The sequence below is a fragment of the Flavobacterium jumunjinense genome, from assembly GCF_021650975.2.
Classification (GTDB): Bacteria; Bacteroidota; Bacteroidia; order Flavobacteriales; family Flavobacteriaceae; genus Flavobacterium; species Flavobacterium jumunjinense.
This window is the reverse complement of the sequence record NZ_CP091285.1, coordinates 1,699,064-1,716,670: the sequence shown is the minus strand read 5'-3', so window position 1 is coordinate 1,716,670 and position 17,607 is coordinate 1,699,064. Positions and strand designations below refer to the sequence as shown.

The window sequence follows — 17,607 nt, the reverse complement described above, 5'->3', positions numbered from 1 at the left end:
ACAAATATTGCAAAAAAAAATAAGCCTTGCAAATTTGCAAGGCTTATACTATACTATATTAATTACTATTGTTTTAGTCTGCTAAAACAATAACTTTATTGTCATTCATTTCGATAGTACCTGAATCAATTGGCAACCAAAACGTTTGCTCATTAATTTTATTAAACTTAGAAATAAATTCTTTTTCTATTTTAATATTTTGAGCATTTATTTTCACATTTCCTTTTGTTAATAAAGACACAATAGGTGCGTGATTATTTAACATTTGAAATTCTCCATTAATTCCAGGAACCGCTACCGCAGTAACTTCCCCTTTAAACAATGTAGCTTCTGGTGATACTATTTCTAAAATCATATTTTTTAGTGATTAGTAATTAGTGATTAGTAACTAGCACAAACTGAATACTGCCAACTACCAACTACTAACTAATTTTTATGCTTCCGCTAACATTTTCTCTCCAGCTTCAATTGCTTCTTCAATTGTACCTTTAAGGTTAAATGCAGCTTCAGGTAGATGATCTAATTCACCGTCCATAATCATATTAAATCCTTTGATAGTATCTTTGATATCAACTAAAACACCTTTCAATCCTGTAAATTGCTCAGCAACATGGAAAGGTTGAGACAAGAAACGTTGTACACGACGTGCTCTTGATACAACTAATTTGTCTTCTTCAGATAATTCTTCCATACCAAGAATTGCAATAATATCTTGTAATTCTTTATAACGTTGTAAAATTTCTTTTACATTTTGTGCACAAGCATAATGCTCATTACCTAAAATATCCGCAGTTAATATACGAGAGGTAGAATCTAAAGGATCTACCGCTGGATAAATACCTAACTCAGCAATTTTACGAGACAATACTGTTGTTGCATCTAAGTGAGCAAATGTTGTTGCTGGTGCAGGGTCAGTTAAATCATCCGCAGGCACATAAACTGCCTGTACAGAAGTAATAGAACCTGTTTTTGTAGAAGTAATACGCTCTTGCATCGCACCCATTTCAGTTGCTAAAGTTGGTTGATAACCTACCGCAGAAGGCATACGACCTAATAATGCAGATACTTCAGATCCAGCTTGTGTAAAACGGAAGATATTATCTACGAAGAAAAGTACATCTTTCCCTTGACCATCTCCTGCTCCATCACGGAAATATTCTGCTATTGTTAAACCAGATAAAGCAACACGTGCACGCGCTCCAGGTGGCTCATTCATTTGTCCGAATACGAAAGTTGCTTTAGAATCTTTCATGATGTTTTTATCTACTTTAGACAAATCCCATCCTCCATTTTCCATAGAATGCATAAAATCATCACCATATTTGATAATTCCAGACTCTAACATCTCTCTTAAAAGGTCATTACCTTCACGTGTTCTTTCACCTACTCCTGCGAATACAGAAAGACCACCGTGACCTTTTGCAATATTATTAATCAACTCTTGAATTAATACTGTTTTACCTACTCCAGCACCACCGAAAAGACCAATTTTACCACCTTTTGCATAAGGCTCAATTAAGTCAATTACTTTAATCCCTGTAAATAAAACTTCAGTAGAAGTTGATAAATCTTCAAATTTTGGAGCTGGTCTGTGAATTGGCAAACCATTTGAACCTCCTTTAGGTAAATCTCCTAAACCGTCAATTGCATCACCAATTACATTAAATAAGCGACCAAACACTTCAGAACCAATTGGCATTTGGATAGGATTACCAAAAGAAGCAACTTCTTGCCCTCTTGACAAACCGTCTGTAGAATCCATAGAGATTGTACGAACAGTATCCTCACCTATGTGAGATTGTACTTCTAATACTAATTTTGTTCCGTCTGCTTTAGTGATTTCTAATGAATCATAAATTTTAGGAAGCTCAGCATTTTCCGTGTTAAATACCACGTCAACAACTGGTCCGATAATTTTTGCAACTTTTCCTGTAACTTTAGACATTGCTTATGTATTTATTTAATAGCTATTTAGTATTGAAAAACCGATACATTTTTCAGATTGCAAAGATAGTTTTTTTGTAGACAATTTTGCAATAAATTCTTTGAGTTTTTTAAAATAAAAAAGCGAAATCGTTAAATTTCGCTTTTAATATACTATTCTACGGTAACTGATTTAGCCAAATTTCTTGGTTGATCAACATTACATTCCCTCATTACTGCAATATGGTAAGACAGTAACTGCAAAGGTATTGTAGTTAAAAGTGGCGTTAAAGCTTCTGATGTTTCTGGAATTTCAATTACATGGTCTGCTAGTTCCCTAACTTGTGTATCTCCTTTTGTTACAACCGCAATAATTTTTCCGCTTCTTGATTTAATTTCTTGAATATTACTCACTACTTTGTCATAATGACCTTTATTAGGAGCAATTACAACCACTGGCATAGATTCATCAATCAATGCAATTGGTCCATGTTTCATTTCAGCTGCTGGATAACCCTCTGCATGAATATAAGATATCTCTTTTAGTTTCAACGCACCTTCAAGAGCAACTGGAAAATTATAACCCCTTCCTAAGTATAAACAATTTGGTGCATCTTTATAAATAGCCGCAATTTCTTTTGCAACATCATTACTTTTTAATGCTTCAGTTACCTTTTGAGGAATCAATTCCAATTCAAACAAATACCTTTGATAATCTGAATTCGCCATTTTTCCATTAGCTTTTGCCAAACGCAAAGCCAACATTGTTAAAACAGTAATTTGTGTTGTAAATGCTTTTGTTGAAGCAACACCAATTTCTGGACCCGCATGCGTATAAGCACCTGCATGAGTTTCTCTTGAAATAGAAGACCCTACCACATTACAAACACCAAACACAAATGCTCCATTCTCTTTAGCAAGCTTAATTGCTGCTAAAGTATCTGCAGTTTCTCCAGATTGAGAAATTGCAATCACAACATCATTTTTATTAATAATTGGATTTCTATATCTAAATTCTGATGCATATTCTACCTCAACTGGTATTCTTGCAAATTCTTCAATAACATATTCCGCTACTAATCCTGCATGCCATGACGTACCACAAGCGATTATAATAATTCTATCTGCATTAAGGAACTTTTCAAGATTATCCTCTACACCCGCCATTTGAATTATCCCTTTATTTGCTAACAATCTACCTCTATAAGTATCTTTTATAACATTAGGTTGTTCGTAAATTTCTTTAAGCATAAAATGGTCATAACCCCCTTTTTCAATTTGCTCAAGATTCATCTGAAGCTCTTGAATATAAGGATCTACCAAAGAATCATCTTTGATTTTACGAACTTTCATCGGCTTATGCAAACGCACAATAGCCATTTCTTCATCTTCTAAATATATTGCATTAGAAGTATACTCTATAAAAGGTGTAGCATCTGAAGCAATAAAAAACTCATCTTCACCAATACCAATCGCTAAAGGACTTCCTAAACGAGCAACAACAATCTCATTGGGTTTATTTTTATCAAAAACAGCAATAGCATAAGCTCCTACAACTTGATTTAAGGCAATCTGAACTGCTTTACCTAATCCAACTTTTTCTTTATTTTTTACATCTTCAATCAAATTAACTAAAACTTCCGTATCAGTATCTGATTTAAACACATAGCCTCTTTTGATTAATTCTTTTTTAATTGGCTCATAATTCTCAATAATACCGTTATGAATAATAACAATATCTCCAGAATTTGAGTAATGCGGATGCGAGTTTACATCATTAGGAACTCCATGAGTTGCCCAACGCGTATGTCCCATACCAACAGTTCCTTCTTTAGTGTTTTCTTGTTCGGCTCTTGCTTCTAAATCTGAAACTTTACCTTTGGTTTTAGATAATTTAAGATCTTTACCATCAAACAACACAATACCAGCACTGTCATATCCTCTATACTCAAGTCTTTTCAAACCTTTAATAAGAATAGGATATGCCTCTCTATGACCTATATAACCAACAATACCACACATAAATTAATTTTTAATTAGCTTTAGTATAATAAATTTCAAATTTCAATCTTTTATCAACTGACACACTTGCTGTGTTTCCATATAATATTGTACCTAAAGGACTCATAACCGAACCAATTGGAATATTTTTATTAGCAGTACCTGCAAAGGCATTTTTAATTCCATATCTATTACCGTTATTTATATTTTGAGTAATCGAAAGACCTAATCTTACATTCTTATTTGTATCTGGATCAGTTCCTCTAATCAGCCTATTAATGTGACTACTTAATCTAATTCTATATTTCGTTTCAACATCGTCTTCTTTTACTAAAATACCACCATAGAAAAATTTATTATTTTCAGGATCTGTAGCTGTTGAACTATCAAAGATATAATCCAAAATAGGAATATTATTAGCAGCATCATACAAAAAGATTCTAGTAGGATTCTTTTGTCCGTTATTCTTTATAATAAATGTCAAATAAGCATCATTAATCAATATATTTTCATCTCTTAATTGCTTTAGTTCATCAGGAATCAAATCACCATCAACATCAGGACCAAACAAATCAATAAAAACAACTGAACCGTCACCTCCTTTAGGATAAAGAAACTCATCTCCAATAGTTTCATTTGGAGAGCCTATAGCATTTACATAATCCACATTTGATGTATTCTCAAAGAAATTTACAGTATTTCCTTTTAAATTCAGTTTAAACGCCTTCTTCTTCAACTCATCTGTTGTCAAAGCAGCTTTTGAATGATATTGAATATTAATATAAGCTCTTGAGAAATCAAGCATTGCTAAAACATTCGAATCTGGACTAGAGTTAGCATCTACTTTAAAATAAATACCTTTTAAATATTCTTTAAAAACATTATTATTTACTAAATCGGCATCAGAAGCATTTAAAATTCTATTTTCAAAAAAGTCCTTATTTAAATTAATCCACATTCCAGGTGTTAATCTTTCTTTTACAACCCTTTTCGTTAGATCTGTAGTTACAGCTCCATCACTATCTAAATAAGCACCATTACCATCTGTTTTATAAATAATAATCTCTTCTTTTTTAAATCTAAATTCTGTATTTTCAACTACATTAGCACCATCATTTAAATGAGGGTCTCCAACAATAAGTCCTTCCACATCATCCTTTTGATCAGAATAATATTTCTGACTAACAGAAGGATCAATAGCATCAAAGCTTCTTAAGTAATACTTGTTTTCATATATTTTTAAATCAAATGAAGCGGTTTCATATTCACCATATATTGATTGCAATTCAAATGTATTAGCATCATTTCCAGAACCTGTTGCTGTTTGCTTATTAAAATAAGGCACATACAAATACACAGAGTCATTTGCTTGAATATCAATTTCAATTCCAAAATCTGGAGAAACACTACTCAACTCCAACTGGCTTACAAAGGTAGATTTACTTTCCCCAAAATACCCGTCAGAATAAATTCCCAGTGAGTTTGTAGGCAAATTATTTGACTGAACTGCACCTGTTGCTTTAGTATATGCAACCAAAGTAACATCTTCTTTTTTTTCTAAACCAAAATGATCATCTCCAATAACATCTGATCCAATTGTATTGAAATCTTTATCACAAGAAACTATAGCAACTATACTTAGCATTAAAGCTATTTTTGAAACAATTTTTTTCATTTAATAATACAGTAATTTATAAAATATGTTTTTTAATGAAGCTAGTATACACCTCATTAATTTCGTCTTTCGGAGCGAAAGGTAAAAAAGGTTTTTCCGAAGTTTCTATATATTTTGTTAAAGTTGAATTTAACGCTTCAGATCCAATAATAACACCATCTGAATGATCTATCGTCAGCTTCATTAAGTTTTCATAATTTGGCGATTTGATACCTTCTAACACTTTACTATCAATGTTATCAAAACTCATTTTATTCATTAACTCAGCATCCAACTCACCTTCAAAACCTAAATTATAAACAGAAGTAATAATTTTTGTGTCTGCAAAAATACCCTCGTTTTTATAATAATGTTTCAAATAAACAGGCAACAACGATGCCATCCACCCTTGAACATGAATCACATCTGGAACCCAATTTAATTTTTTTACAGTTTCAACAACTCCTTTTGCAAAGAAGATAGCTCTTTCGTCATTGTCTGGATAAAGATTTCCATCTTCATCAGTAAAAGTAGCTTTTCTTTTAAAATATTCGTCGTTGTCAATGAAATAAACCTGAATTCTTTCTTTAGGAATAGAAGCAACTTTAATTATCAAAGGCATGTCCATATCATTAACTACTAAATTCATTCCTGACAAACGAATCACTTCGTGTAGTTGATGTCTTCTCTCATTTATATTTCCATATCGAGGCATAAAAATTCTAATTTGCCCTCCAATATCATTAATCATTTTAGGAAATTCATATGACTGTAGCGAAACTTCGTTTTCCGCTAAATAAGGCACCACTTCAGATGATACGTACAATATCCTCTTATCTTCCATAACTATTTTTGTTTAACATTTGTTTTTAAAAAACACGCAAAATTACAAAAATTTATGGATTTATCTAGTAAAATAGTAAGTTTGCATACTAATTAACATAAAACAGGATGCTCATTTTTACAGAAAACGAAGCTTTAACCACTCACTTATCTTCTTTTAAAGCTACAAAGAAATCAATTGGTTTTGTCCCTACAATGGGAGCTTTACATCAAGGGCATTTGTCTTTAATTGATAAATCACTACAAGAAAATGACATTACTGTAATGAGTATTTTTGTAAACCCAACTCAATTCAACAACCAAGAGGATTTAGCAAAATATCCTCGAACCCTTGAAAATGATGTTGAAAAAATCAAAGCACTTAACACTAGCGTCATTATTTTCGCTCCTACGGTTTCAGATATTTACAAAGAAAATGTTGTTTCTCAAAAATTTGAATATGACAATCTCGAACACCAAATGGAAGGAAAGCACAGAGAAGGACATTTTAATGGAGTGGGTACAATTATTAAAAGACTTTTTGAAATCATCAAACCAAGTAACGCCTATTTTGGAGAAAAAGACTTTCAACAACTTCAAATAGTAAAAAAATTAGTTTCTAAGTATGTTATACCTGTAAACATAATAGGTTGTTCTATTTACAGAGAAGAAAACGGTTTAGCGATGAGCTCTAGAAACGAAAGACTTTCTAAGCAATCAAGAGAAAAAGCAGCAATTATTTTCGCAACACTTAATGAAGCTAAAGAATTATTTAAAGTTAAATCGGCTAAAGAAGTGATAGAAATAGTAGTCAACAAATTCAAAAAAACAAGTGATTTTAAACTCGAATATTTCGAGATTGCAGATGAAAGCAACTTGCTCACCTGCAAAAGAAAAGATAAAAACAAATCATATAGAGCCTTTATTGCTGTCTTTATTGAAAACATACGATTAATCGACAATATTTCAATGCAATAAAGCATCTATTTAAACCTAAAGTAAAGAAATTACATATTTACAGGAAAAATATATTTTTTTTATTCAAAATAATTAACTTTGCACCATGCATATTCAAGTAGTAAAATCGAAAATTCATAGAGTAACAGTAACTGGTGCTGATTTGAATTACATAGGAAGCATCACAATTGACGAATCGTTAATGGAAGCTTCTAACATTATTGAGGGTGAAAAAATTCAAATTGTTAACATTAACAATGGTGAACGTTTAGAAACTTACGCAATAAAAGGACCTAAGAACACGGGTGAAATTACGTTAAACGGACCTGCAGCTAGAAAAGTTCACAGAGGTGATATTATAATCATTATCTCTTATGCTTCTATGGATTTTGAAGAAGCAAAAAACTTCAAGCCTACGCTAGTTTTTCCAAACGAAAAGGACAATTCTTTAACCTAGTTTTGAGTTCTCCCTTTAAAAAAACATTAAAAATCGCCATCCCTTTATTACTAGGGATAGGTCTTATATATTATCAATATTCGTCTTTCAGTAGCGAACAATTAAAAACTATAAAGTCCTATTTTAAGAATGCAAATTATTTTTACGTTCTTTTGTCGGTTTTAATTTCTCTTTTCGGCTATTGGTCAAGGGCCTATAGGTGGAAGTATTCTTTACAACATTTAGGATATCAACCTAAATTTTATAATTCATTTTTTGCGGTTTGTATTTCATACTTAATGAATCTTACGATACCAAGGTCTGGAGAATTTACAAGGGCTGTAATTTTAAAAAAGTACGAAAACATAGCTTTCGACAAAGGTTTTGGAACAATTGTAGCAGAAAGAGTTGTTGATTTTTTAATTTTCCTCTTATTTGTAATAACAGCATTTGTTTTGCAATTTAATAAGCTTAGTGATTTTATTTTTTCTAATATATCACCAAATAAAATACTACTACTAGCTACTATTGGATTTGTTTCTTTCTGTGCTTTTTTACTCGTTTGGAGATGGGCTAAATGGCCAATTATTTTAAAAATAAAATCAAAATTCAATGGTCTAATTGAAGGAATGACAAGCGTTTTTAAAATGAAGGAAAAATGGAAATATCTTTTTCATTCTTTTTTTATTTGGTTTTGCTATTTAATGATGTTTTATGTTTGTATTTTTTCACTAGAAGAAACGGCAACAATGTCTTTCGATATTGTAATTATGGGTTTTATTTTTGGTAGTTTAGCTGTTGGTTTTACAAACGGAGGTATTGGAGCCTTTCCTATCTCTATCGCAAAAGTATTACTTCTATATGGTATTGCAGAAGATATTGGAACAGCATTAGGATGGATCATATGGACATCACAAACCTTATTAACGATTATTTTAGGACTAACTTCATATTTATTTTTAAATATTTTCAATAAAAATTAATTAGTATCTTGCTAATCATTTAACATCATAATACTATCATGAAAACAAAATTATTTTTACTACTCGCGCTGATTACAAATTCTGTATTCTCTCAAAGAGTAAACGAAACTATTCAATCTGAAAAACTTGAAGAAACGAGAGCGTTTACAGTTTCTTTACCCAGTAATTATGAATTTGATACAGATAAAAAATACCCTATTCTTGTCGTATTAGACGGTGAATACCTTTTAAACCCATTTGAAGGCACATTAAAATATGGAAATTATTGGGATGATTTACCTGAAATGATAATTGTAGCGATTAATCAAAATTATGGAGAAACGCGTTTCAATGATAGTGAATATGACTACACTGGTTTACCTTCAAAAAAAGGAGCTGCATTTTTTGAGTTCATTGGCTTTGAATTATTACCATATATTGAAAAAAAATACAGAACACAACCTTTTAGAATTATAGCCGGACACGACACAACTGCTGGATTTATAAACTTCTATTTATACAAAGATGACCCAATTTTTAATGCCTATATTTCTTTAGCACCAGAACTTGCACCAGCTATGGAAACAAGGATTTCAGAAAGACTTGCAAAAATTACAAAGCCAATTTTTTATTATCAAGCAATTGGTTCTGATGATATTAAAGATATTAATGATGGTGTAAAAACATTACACAACAACATCAAGTCAATTCCAAATAAAAATTTCAAATATCGTTTCGATATAATTGATGATGCCTCACATTATTCACTTGTTCCACAAGCAATACCACAAGCTATTTATTTTATTTTTAATGGTTACCAACCCATTTCGATGGTGGAATTTCAAGAAAAAATTGTTACTCTTGACAAAGGCTACACTCAGTATTTGATAGATAAATACACCAAACTAGAACAAACACTAGGAATGACTGTTACACCTAGACTTACAGATTTTAAAGCTATTGAAGCAGCAATCCTTAAAAATAAAGCATATCCTGAACTACAAGAGCTATCAAAATATGCAGATAAAAATTACCCAAAAACAATCTTAGGTGTCTATCATCAAGCGCTTTATTATGAAAAGATGGGAGAATATAAAAAAGCCATAAAAGAATATAGAAAAGCCTTTGTAAAAGAAGAAATTGGTGAAATTAGAGAATTAACCAAAGACTTTATGATTTCGCGCGCAGAAGATTTAAAAAACAAAAAAGACGAATCTAAAGTTGAAGAATACGCTGACCCTGTACCAGCTGAAGAAAAAAAAGAATAAATATGAGTAAAGTTAAAACTTCTTTTTTTTGCCAAAATTGCGGAACTTCTTTTTCTAAATGGCAAGGACAGTGTCATGCATGTAAAGAATGGAATACAATTGCAGAGGAAATTATTCAAAAAGAAGAGAAAAAAGCTTGGAAAACAGAATCTAACACCGTTTCTAAAGCTACTAAGCCTTTACTCATAAAAGAAATTGATAGCACACAAGAAATTAGACTTAACACTACCGATGGAGAGTTAAATAGAGTTCTTGGCGGTGGTCTTGTTCCTGGTTCTTTAACTCTTTTGGGAGGTGAACCTGGTATTGGAAAAAGTACATTATTACTTCAAATTTCTTTAAAACTACCTTACAAAACGCTTTACGTTTCTGGAGAAGAGAGTCAGAAACAAATAAAAATGCGTGCAGAAAGAATAGTTCCAAATAGTGATAACTGCTATATTCTAACAGAAACCAAAACACAAAATATATTTAAACAAATTCAGGAAATGCAACCTGAAATTGTTATTATAGATTCGATACAAACACTACACACTGATTATATTGAATCTTCTGCAGGAAGCATCTCACAAATTAGAGAATGTACCGCAGAACTTATAAAATTTGCTAAAGAGACAAACGTTCCCGTAATTCTAATTGGTCATATTACAAAAGATGGAACAATTGCAGGTCCAAAGATATTAGAACACATGGTAGACACCGTCCTTCAATTTGAAGGCGACAGAAACCATGTTTACAGAATTCTTCGCTCTTTAAAAAATCGTTTTGGATCTACAGCAGAATTAGGCATTTATGAAATGCTCGGCAACGGCTTAAGAGAAGTTGATAATCCGTCAGAAATATTAATCTCTCATAAAGAAGAATCACTTTCTGGAACCGCTATCGCTTGCACACTTGAAGGAATGCGTCCGTTAATGATAGAGATTCAGTCCCTTGTAAGTTCGGCTGTATATGGAACTCCACAACGAAGTACAACGGGCTACAATGCAAAACGATTAAATATGATTTTGGCTGTTTTAGAAAAAAGAGCAGGATTTCGACTAGGAATGAAAGATGTTTTTCTTAATGTAACAGGAGGAATCTCTGTAGACGATACTGCAATTGATTTAGCAGTTGTTGCTGCAATTTTATCATCTAATGAAGACATTGGTATAGAAGAAGGCTTTTGCTTTGCAGGAGAAGTTGGTTTATCTGGTGAAATTAGACCCGTAAACCGAATTGACCAACGTATTCAAGAAGCTGAAAAACTAGGCTTTACTACTATTTTAGTTTCTAAACACAATAAAATATCCATCAAGAATAATATAATAAAGGTAGTTCTTGTTTCTAAAATTGAAGACGTTGTTAGTGAATTGTTTGGGTAGAAAATTCAATTCTTAAGAAGAATACGAAACATTAAACATTTTAAATAAACAGATATAAAACAGAAAGCAACTCTAAAAAAGTTGCTTTCTGTTTTATATATAATTTTTAGAAAAAATTAATCTCTACTTGACAATTTTGAAAGCAAGCGAAGAAATTCGATGTATAACCAAACTAAAGTTATCATTAATCCCATTGCGCTAAACCATTCCATATACTTTGGCATTTGTTTTCTAGCACCTTCTTCAATTTGATCAAAGTCTAAAAATAAATTCAAAGCAGCAATTATAATTACAAATACACTTATTCCAATACTCATTAAAGAGTTTCCTTGATGCATTGGTTTAAAATCAATAAAAAAAGATAAAACCAATGACAAAATGTAATACGTAAATATTGCTAATGTAGCAGCTACTACTACAGATTTAAATCTTTCTGTAACTTTTACAATTTTATACTTATATAGTGCAAAACAAACAATAAAAGTAACAAAAGTACAACTCACCGCTTGAATAACTATTCCAGGATACATTGCTTCAAACAATGCTGAGACACCTCCTATAAATAACCCTTCAAATAACGCATAACCTGGAGCAACCCAAGGAGAAGTTGTTGGCTTAAACACAGCAACCAATACAAGAATGAAACCAATTACACCTCCACCAACAATTAAAACCATTGGATTATATCCACTTGCTGTTAACCACCAGCTAATACATGCTGAAGCTAATAATGTTGCTAATAAAATAAAACTTTTATTAATTGCACCATCAACAGTCATTGTTTCTTCAAAATCAAGAACAGTAGCTTCTGCACTTCTTGACGTATTATTAAATGCTTTCGACCCTAAAAAAGGGTTCTTAGATTTTAGATTCATATTCTTAAAATATTTTTATCAAAAATAATAAAAAATTATTCAATTTCAGAAACACGTAATGTATTTACCATCCCTTTATTTACAATTGGCATAGCAGCAAGGTTAATAACCATATCATTTGCTTTAACGTATCCTCTTTCTTTACAAATATGATTAATATCTTCAATTGTATCATCTGTACTTACGAACTTGTCATAATAATAAGCACGAACACCCCAAAGCAAATTTAACTGTGTTAAAATTCTCTTATTTGATGTAAAAACCAAAATATGTGACTTTGGTCTCCATGCTGATATTTGAAATGCTGTATAACCACTATTTGTTAATGTAGTTATTGCTTTTGCATTAATATCATCTGCCATAATTGCAGCATGATAACAAATTGATTTTGTAATAAAACGATTTGTTCTAACATGAGGTGGCGTTAATGGCACAGTAATTAACGGAGAGTCCTCCACACTTTCAATAATACGAGTCATTGTCTCAATTACTTGAATAGGATAATTACCTACAGAAGTTTCACCAGAAAGCATTACTGCATCAGCACCATCCATTACTGAGTTCGCTACATCATTAACTTCTGCACGAGTTGGTGTTAAACTAGTAATCATTGTTTCCATCATTTGTGTAGCCACAATTACTGGTATACGCGCTGTTTTTGCTCTATGAATTAGTTTTTTCTGAATTAGAGGCACTTGTTCTGCTGGAATTTCAACACCCAAATCTCCACGAGCAACCATTAAACCATCACAAAAAGCAACAATTTTATCAATGTTCTCAACAGCTTCAGGTTTTTCAATTTTTGCAATAATTGGAATTTTATGATCTGAATGCTTAGCTATCAAATCTTGTAACTCTTCAAGATCTTCAGCAGTACGTACAAAAGACAGAGCAATCCAATCTACCTTATTTTCAATAGCAAAAATAGCATCTTTTATATCCTTCTTTGTTAAAGCTGGTAGCGATACTTTTGTATTAGGTAAATTTACACCTTTCTTAGATTTTAAAGGCCCACCTTGAACTACTAAAGCTTCAACTTCTGTATTTTTATCCGTTTTAACAACTTCAAAAATAAGCTTCCCATCATCTAACAGCACTCTTTCTCCAGCATTTACATCTTTTGGAAATTCCTTATAATTCATGTAAACCTTTTCAGCAGTCCCTAAGATATCTTCCGCTGTTGTAAAGGTTATTTTATCCCCTTTCGAAACAACTACATCTTCCTTCATTACTCCTACTCTTAATTTAGGACCTTGAAGATCAGCAAGAATAGAAGTGGTATAGTTAAACTCTTCGTTTAGCTCTCTGATTATTTTAATTCTCTCTGTAACATCTTCATAATCTGCATGAGAGAAATTAATTCTAAAAACATTCACCCCAGCATCAATCATTCCTTTTATTATCTCTTTTGAACTACAAGCTGGGCCTAATGTAGCTACAATTTTTGTTTTTTTATTTGTTGACATTTTAATTAAAAAATTAAATTATTTTTTGATTTTAACTTGACTTGATTTATGATATAAGCCATTGAAATTTGTTGGGTGTTAGAAATAGAAAAAAGTATATCCTCCATTTTGAAAGTTCCTTCTATATTCTCTATTTTTAATATAAAATCGGCTTTTTTAAATTCGGGCACAACATACATTGTAACATCAATTGAATCAAAAATACCTGTTGTTGTTGTTTCAAAAGGAACAAGTGTTGCCTTGTTTTCTATTAAATTCCATACAACATCATTTATTTCATCATCATAAATGAAATGACTAAACTCACTTTTCCCTTCTTTGGTTTCGATTTCTATATTCAAATCATTTTTACTCAATTGAATTTCCAAAGCTTCATTAATTAAATAAGCTAAACGATAATCTTCAATAGAAGTATGAATGGCAATAAGCTCATAATCTGTCGAAATAAAGTCATTTATTTGAATTTTATGAATAGCCATTTTTTTAATAAATATATCGTAAATATACTATTTATATGATACAAATAGTACTGTTTATAAAGAACTTAACAAATCCTTTACAACGAAAACGTTTTAGTTTATAACTTTTACTAATTATTTCTTATCTATTTTTTCTTGCAAAGCAAAAAAGGCTCTTTTGGCAGCTTTTTCTTCTGCTTTTTTCTTTGAAGTAGCTCTTCCTTTTCCAATTATTTTTTGATCAATGATAAGTTTGACCCCAAAATATTTTTGATCCTCTACTCCTGTGTCATCAAATACTTCAAAAACAAATTGCTTTTTTTCTTTTTGACACCATTCTATAATTAAACTTTTATAGCTTATTACTTTTCCCTCTAGTTTCGGAATATCGACATAGGATTCGATTACTTTATTATGTATAAATTTTTCACAATAAACATAGCCTTGATCTAAATAGATAGCTCCAATAAATGCTTCAAAAATATTTCCATGTATATTTTCACCAAAATGAAGTGGATTTGCTTTACTTTCAATAAACTGAAACAAATTTAAATCCCTACCCAATTCATTTAGATGATCTCTACTAACTATTTTAGAGCGCATCTTTGTGAGATATCCTTCATCTCCTGTTGGCACTTCGTTATATAGGTGTGCAGCAATAACACTCCCTAACATTGCATCTCCTAAGAATTCTAACCTTTCATAATTAAAAGGATTCCCTTTTTCATCTAGCTTGTTTGTTGATCGATGTGTAAAAGCTTTTTTATAAAATCTCAAATTTACAGGCTTAAAGCCTAATATTTTGGAAAGTTTATCAAAAAAAATCCCGTCTTCATGAGAACGGGAATTTCTTATTATTTTTTTCAGAAATCTACGCATTTCAGCTTACTCTTCTAATTTTTTAAATAAAACACATGCATTATGACCTCCGAATCCAAATGTATTACTCATTGCAACTTTAATTTCTCTTTTTTGAGCCTTGTTTAAAGTTAAATTAAGTTCAGGATTGATTCTCTCATCAACTGTTGAATGATTAATAGTTGGAGGTATGATGCCATTCTTTATTGCTAAAATAGACGCAATCGCTTCAATCCCTCCAGCAGCACCAAGAAGATGTCCTGTCATAGATTTAGTTGAATTGATGTTGATATTCTTAGCATGACCACCAAACACAGCGCTAATTGCCTTCAACTCAGCAACATCACCCAGAGGAGTAGATGTTCCATGTGTATTTATATGATCTACATCTTCGGGCTTCATTCCAGCATCGTTTAAACAGTTTTTCATTACTGCTATAACTCCCAATCCTTCTGGATGTGGAGCTGTTAAGTGATAAGCATCCGAGGACATTCCACCACCACCAATTTCACAATAAATCTTTGCTCCACGAGCTTTTGCATGTTCATATTCTTCCAGTACCAAAGCACCTGCACCTTCTCCAAGAACAAAACCATCTCTTGTAGCATCAAACGGTCTTGAAGCTGATTCTGGACTTTCATTTCTTGTTGATAAAGCATGCATGGAATTAAATCCACCCATACCCGCAATAGTAACTGCAGCTTCTGAACCTCCTGAAATGATTACGTCACACATACCTAATCGGATGTAGTTAAACGCATCTATCATTGCATTTGCAGAGGAAGCACAAGCAGAAACAGTAGTATAATTTGGCCCCATATATCCATTTCTCATTGAAATATGAGCAGGAGCTATATCAGCTATCATTTTTGGAATAAAGAAAGGATTAAACTTTGGAGTTCCATCGCCTTTCGCATAATATAAAACTTCTTCTTGAAAAGTTTCTAAACCACCAATACCTGCACCCCAAATAACTCCGACTCTATGCTTGTCAACGTTTTCAGATGTAATACCTGCGTCTTTTATGGCTTCATCACTTGCAACCACAGCATATTGAGCGAATTTATCCATTCGTCTTGCCTCTTTACGGTCAATAAAATCCTCTATGTTGAAGTTTTTAACTTCACAAGCAAATTTGGTTTTATGTTTTTCAGTATCGTAATAGGTTATAGGAGCGGCTCCACTTTTTCCTTCGATTAAACTATTCCAGTATTCTTCAACATTATTCCCAATTGGGGTTAATGCACCTAGACCAGTTACAACAACACGCTTTAATTGCATATAAAAAAATTTTAATTATATAAAAAAACCCAATGTGCTTTTAATGAAAACTAAAAGAAACAATGGGTATTACATAGTTTTTATTATATGATTGTAATACAATCAATGTTTTCTACAAAAAGAACAAAATTCGATATAAATATAAACAAATATAATTATATAGTTCATTCTAACATTTTACCTCTTTGAATTATTCACATTATTCTTAGAGAAAATCAAGTAAAAGATTCTAAAAACAAGAATTAAAAAATAATAAAAGCACCCATAAGAATAGCTTACGGGTGCTTTAAAATATTATTTCTTAGCCTCTTCGATGTAAGAAATAGCTTGACCTACAGTAGCAATGTTTTCAGCTTGATCATCTGGAATTTGAATATCAAATTCTTTTTCAAACTCCATAATTAACTCAACAGTGTCTAATGAATCAGCTCCTAGATCGTTTGTGAAGCTAGCTTCAGTTACAACTTCATTTTCGTCAACACCTAATTTGTCTACGATAATCGCTTTTACTCTTGATGCAATGTCTGACATAATCTTTAATTTTTAATTTAATTTGTTGGCAAAAATAAAAAACTTTATTTTAAAACAACCTTTTTGTTACTAAATAAGACTACGAAATTAAAAAAAAAAATTAACAAAGACTCCTTTTTTCTATTTTTTACCAATTATTATTCTTTTTTTTGTGTAATAAAAATTACAGGGTAATGCAAAAAATAGTACTATTCGCTTCTGGTAATGGTTCTAATGCCGAAAAGATAATATTACATTTCAAAAAATCTAGTCTCGCAAACGTAGTCATGGTATTCTCAAACAATCCCCGTGCCAAAGTTCTAGAAAGAGCGCAACTAAATGGAGTTGAAGCCATTGCATTTGAAAAACAAGAACTTAATAATGGTGTGATTTTAGAAAAATTAAACACAATACAGCCCGATTTAATTGTATTGGCAGGTTTTTTATTAAAGTTTCCTGAATCAATAATTAATTATTATCCCAATAAAATAATCAACATTCATCCTGCCTTATTACCTAAGTATGGAGGAAAAGGAATGTATGGAACACATGTACACAGTGCTGTTTTAGAAAATAAAGAAAAAGAAACAGGGATAACCATTCATTATGTAAATGAAAATTATGATGAAGGTGCCTACATTTTTCAAAAATCTGTAACTATAGAAACTTGTAAAACGATTGAAGAAATTGCCTTAGAAATTCAGAAACTAGAGCATCAATATTTTCCTGAAATAATAGAAAATTTATTATCAAACTAAGAAACCTAATTAGC

Annotated in this window: 17 protein-coding genes; 6 read left to right on the top strand and 11 right to left on the bottom strand. The window is 31.4% G+C overall.

Annotated features, from left to right (window positions below):
- Positions 1-73 precede the first annotated feature (73 nt).
- The 5 genes from L2Z92_RS07670 to L2Z92_RS07650 form a co-directional block, all read right to left on the bottom strand.
- Positions 74-355, bottom strand: coding sequence for a F0F1 ATP synthase subunit epsilon (locus L2Z92_RS07670; RefSeq protein WP_236458237.1), 282 nt, complete (start codon positions 353-355; stop codon positions 74-76).
- A 78-nt stretch (positions 356-433) separates the two neighbouring features.
- Entirely contained in the window at positions 434-1,945 is a 1,512-nt protein-coding gene (gene atpD, locus L2Z92_RS07665) for a F0F1 ATP synthase subunit beta (protein WP_236458236.1), read from the bottom strand.
- 152 nt (positions 1,946-2,097) lie between these two features.
- The gene (gene glmS / locus L2Z92_RS07660; RefSeq protein ID WP_236458235.1) at positions 2,098-3,945 is read right to left on the bottom strand and encodes a glutamine--fructose-6-phosphate transaminase (isomerizing); all 1,848 of its coding nucleotides are present in this window, start codon (positions 3,943-3,945) and stop codon (positions 2,098-2,100) included.
- Between the two features lie 10 nt (positions 3,946-3,955).
- Positions 3,956-5,599 (bottom strand): DUF4270 domain-containing protein, encoded by a 1,644-nt coding sequence (locus tag L2Z92_RS07655; protein ID WP_236458234.1) that lies wholly within the window; start codon positions 5,597-5,599, stop codon positions 3,956-3,958.
- A gap of 16 nt (positions 5,600-5,615) precedes the next feature.
- Positions 5,616-6,422 carry a glycogen/starch synthase gene (locus L2Z92_RS07650; protein WP_236458233.1) on the bottom strand — a complete coding sequence of 269 codons (807 nt, stop codon included), beginning with the start codon at positions 6,420-6,422 and terminating at the stop codon, positions 5,616-5,618.
- 107 nt (positions 6,423-6,529) lie between these two features.
- On the opposite strand from L2Z92_RS07650, the gene panC reads away from it, so the two are divergent.
- The 5 genes from panC (at position 6,530) to radA (ending at position 11,387) form a co-directional block, all read left to right on the top strand.
- Positions 6,530-7,378 carry a pantoate--beta-alanine ligase gene (gene panC / locus L2Z92_RS07645; RefSeq protein ID WP_236458232.1) on the top strand — a complete coding sequence of 283 codons (849 nt, stop codon included), beginning with the start codon at positions 6,530-6,532 and terminating at the stop codon, positions 7,376-7,378.
- An 85-nt stretch (positions 7,379-7,463) separates the two neighbouring features.
- Positions 7,464-7,814, top strand: a complete 351-nt coding sequence (gene panD, locus L2Z92_RS07640) for an aspartate 1-decarboxylase (RefSeq protein ID WP_236458231.1) — start codon at positions 7,464-7,466, stop codon at positions 7,812-7,814.
- 2 nt (positions 7,815-7,816) lie between these two features.
- Complete coding sequence (locus L2Z92_RS07635; protein ID WP_236458230.1) at positions 7,817-8,776, top strand: lysylphosphatidylglycerol synthase transmembrane domain-containing protein; 960 nt, start codon at positions 7,817-7,819, stop codon at positions 8,774-8,776.
- A 38-nt stretch (positions 8,777-8,814) separates the two neighbouring features.
- Positions 8,815-10,023, top strand: coding sequence for an alpha/beta hydrolase (locus L2Z92_RS07630; RefSeq protein WP_236458229.1), 1,209 nt, complete (start codon positions 8,815-8,817; stop codon positions 10,021-10,023).
- Between the two features lie 2 nt (positions 10,024-10,025).
- Complete coding sequence (gene radA, locus L2Z92_RS07625) at positions 10,026-11,387, top strand: DNA repair protein RadA (protein WP_236458228.1); 1,362 nt, start codon at positions 10,026-10,028, stop codon at positions 11,385-11,387.
- A 116-nt stretch (positions 11,388-11,503) separates the two neighbouring features.
- Here the strand turns inward: radA and L2Z92_RS07620 are convergent, their stop codons facing one another.
- From L2Z92_RS07620 to L2Z92_RS07595, 6 genes are all read right to left on the bottom strand, one after another.
- Positions 11,504-12,262 carry a Bax inhibitor-1/YccA family protein gene (locus L2Z92_RS07620; RefSeq protein ID WP_236458227.1) on the bottom strand — a complete coding sequence of 253 codons (759 nt, stop codon included), beginning with the start codon at positions 12,260-12,262 and terminating at the stop codon, positions 11,504-11,506.
- Positions 12,263-12,297: 35 nt separating this feature from the next.
- The gene (gene pyk / locus L2Z92_RS07615) at positions 12,298-13,728 is read right to left on the bottom strand and encodes a pyruvate kinase (protein ID WP_236458226.1); all 1,431 of its coding nucleotides are present in this window, start codon (positions 13,726-13,728) and stop codon (positions 12,298-12,300) included.
- 5 nt (positions 13,729-13,733) lie between these two features.
- A complete protein-coding gene (locus tag L2Z92_RS07610; RefSeq protein WP_236458225.1) occupies positions 13,734-14,207 on the bottom strand; it encodes an IPExxxVDY family protein in 474 nt (157 codons plus the stop codon).
- A 114-nt stretch (positions 14,208-14,321) separates the two neighbouring features.
- Positions 14,322-15,065, bottom strand: coding sequence for a ribonuclease III (rnc, locus tag L2Z92_RS07605; RefSeq protein WP_236458224.1), 744 nt, complete (start codon positions 15,063-15,065; stop codon positions 14,322-14,324).
- 6 nt (positions 15,066-15,071) lie between these two features.
- A complete protein-coding gene (gene fabF, locus L2Z92_RS07600; protein WP_236458223.1) occupies positions 15,072-16,325 on the bottom strand; it encodes a beta-ketoacyl-ACP synthase II in 1,254 nt (417 codons plus the stop codon).
- A 294-nt stretch (positions 16,326-16,619) separates the two neighbouring features.
- The gene (locus L2Z92_RS07595) at positions 16,620-16,856 is read right to left on the bottom strand and encodes an acyl carrier protein (RefSeq protein WP_007137004.1); all 237 of its coding nucleotides are present in this window, start codon (positions 16,854-16,856) and stop codon (positions 16,620-16,622) included.
- A 173-nt stretch (positions 16,857-17,029) separates the two neighbouring features.
- Here L2Z92_RS07595 and purN point away from each other — a divergent pair, with 173 nt between their 5' ends.
- Positions 17,030-17,593 carry a phosphoribosylglycinamide formyltransferase gene (purN, locus tag L2Z92_RS07590; RefSeq protein ID WP_236458222.1) on the top strand — a complete coding sequence of 188 codons (564 nt, stop codon included), beginning with the start codon at positions 17,030-17,032 and terminating at the stop codon, positions 17,591-17,593.
- Positions 17,594-17,607 lie beyond the last annotated feature (14 nt).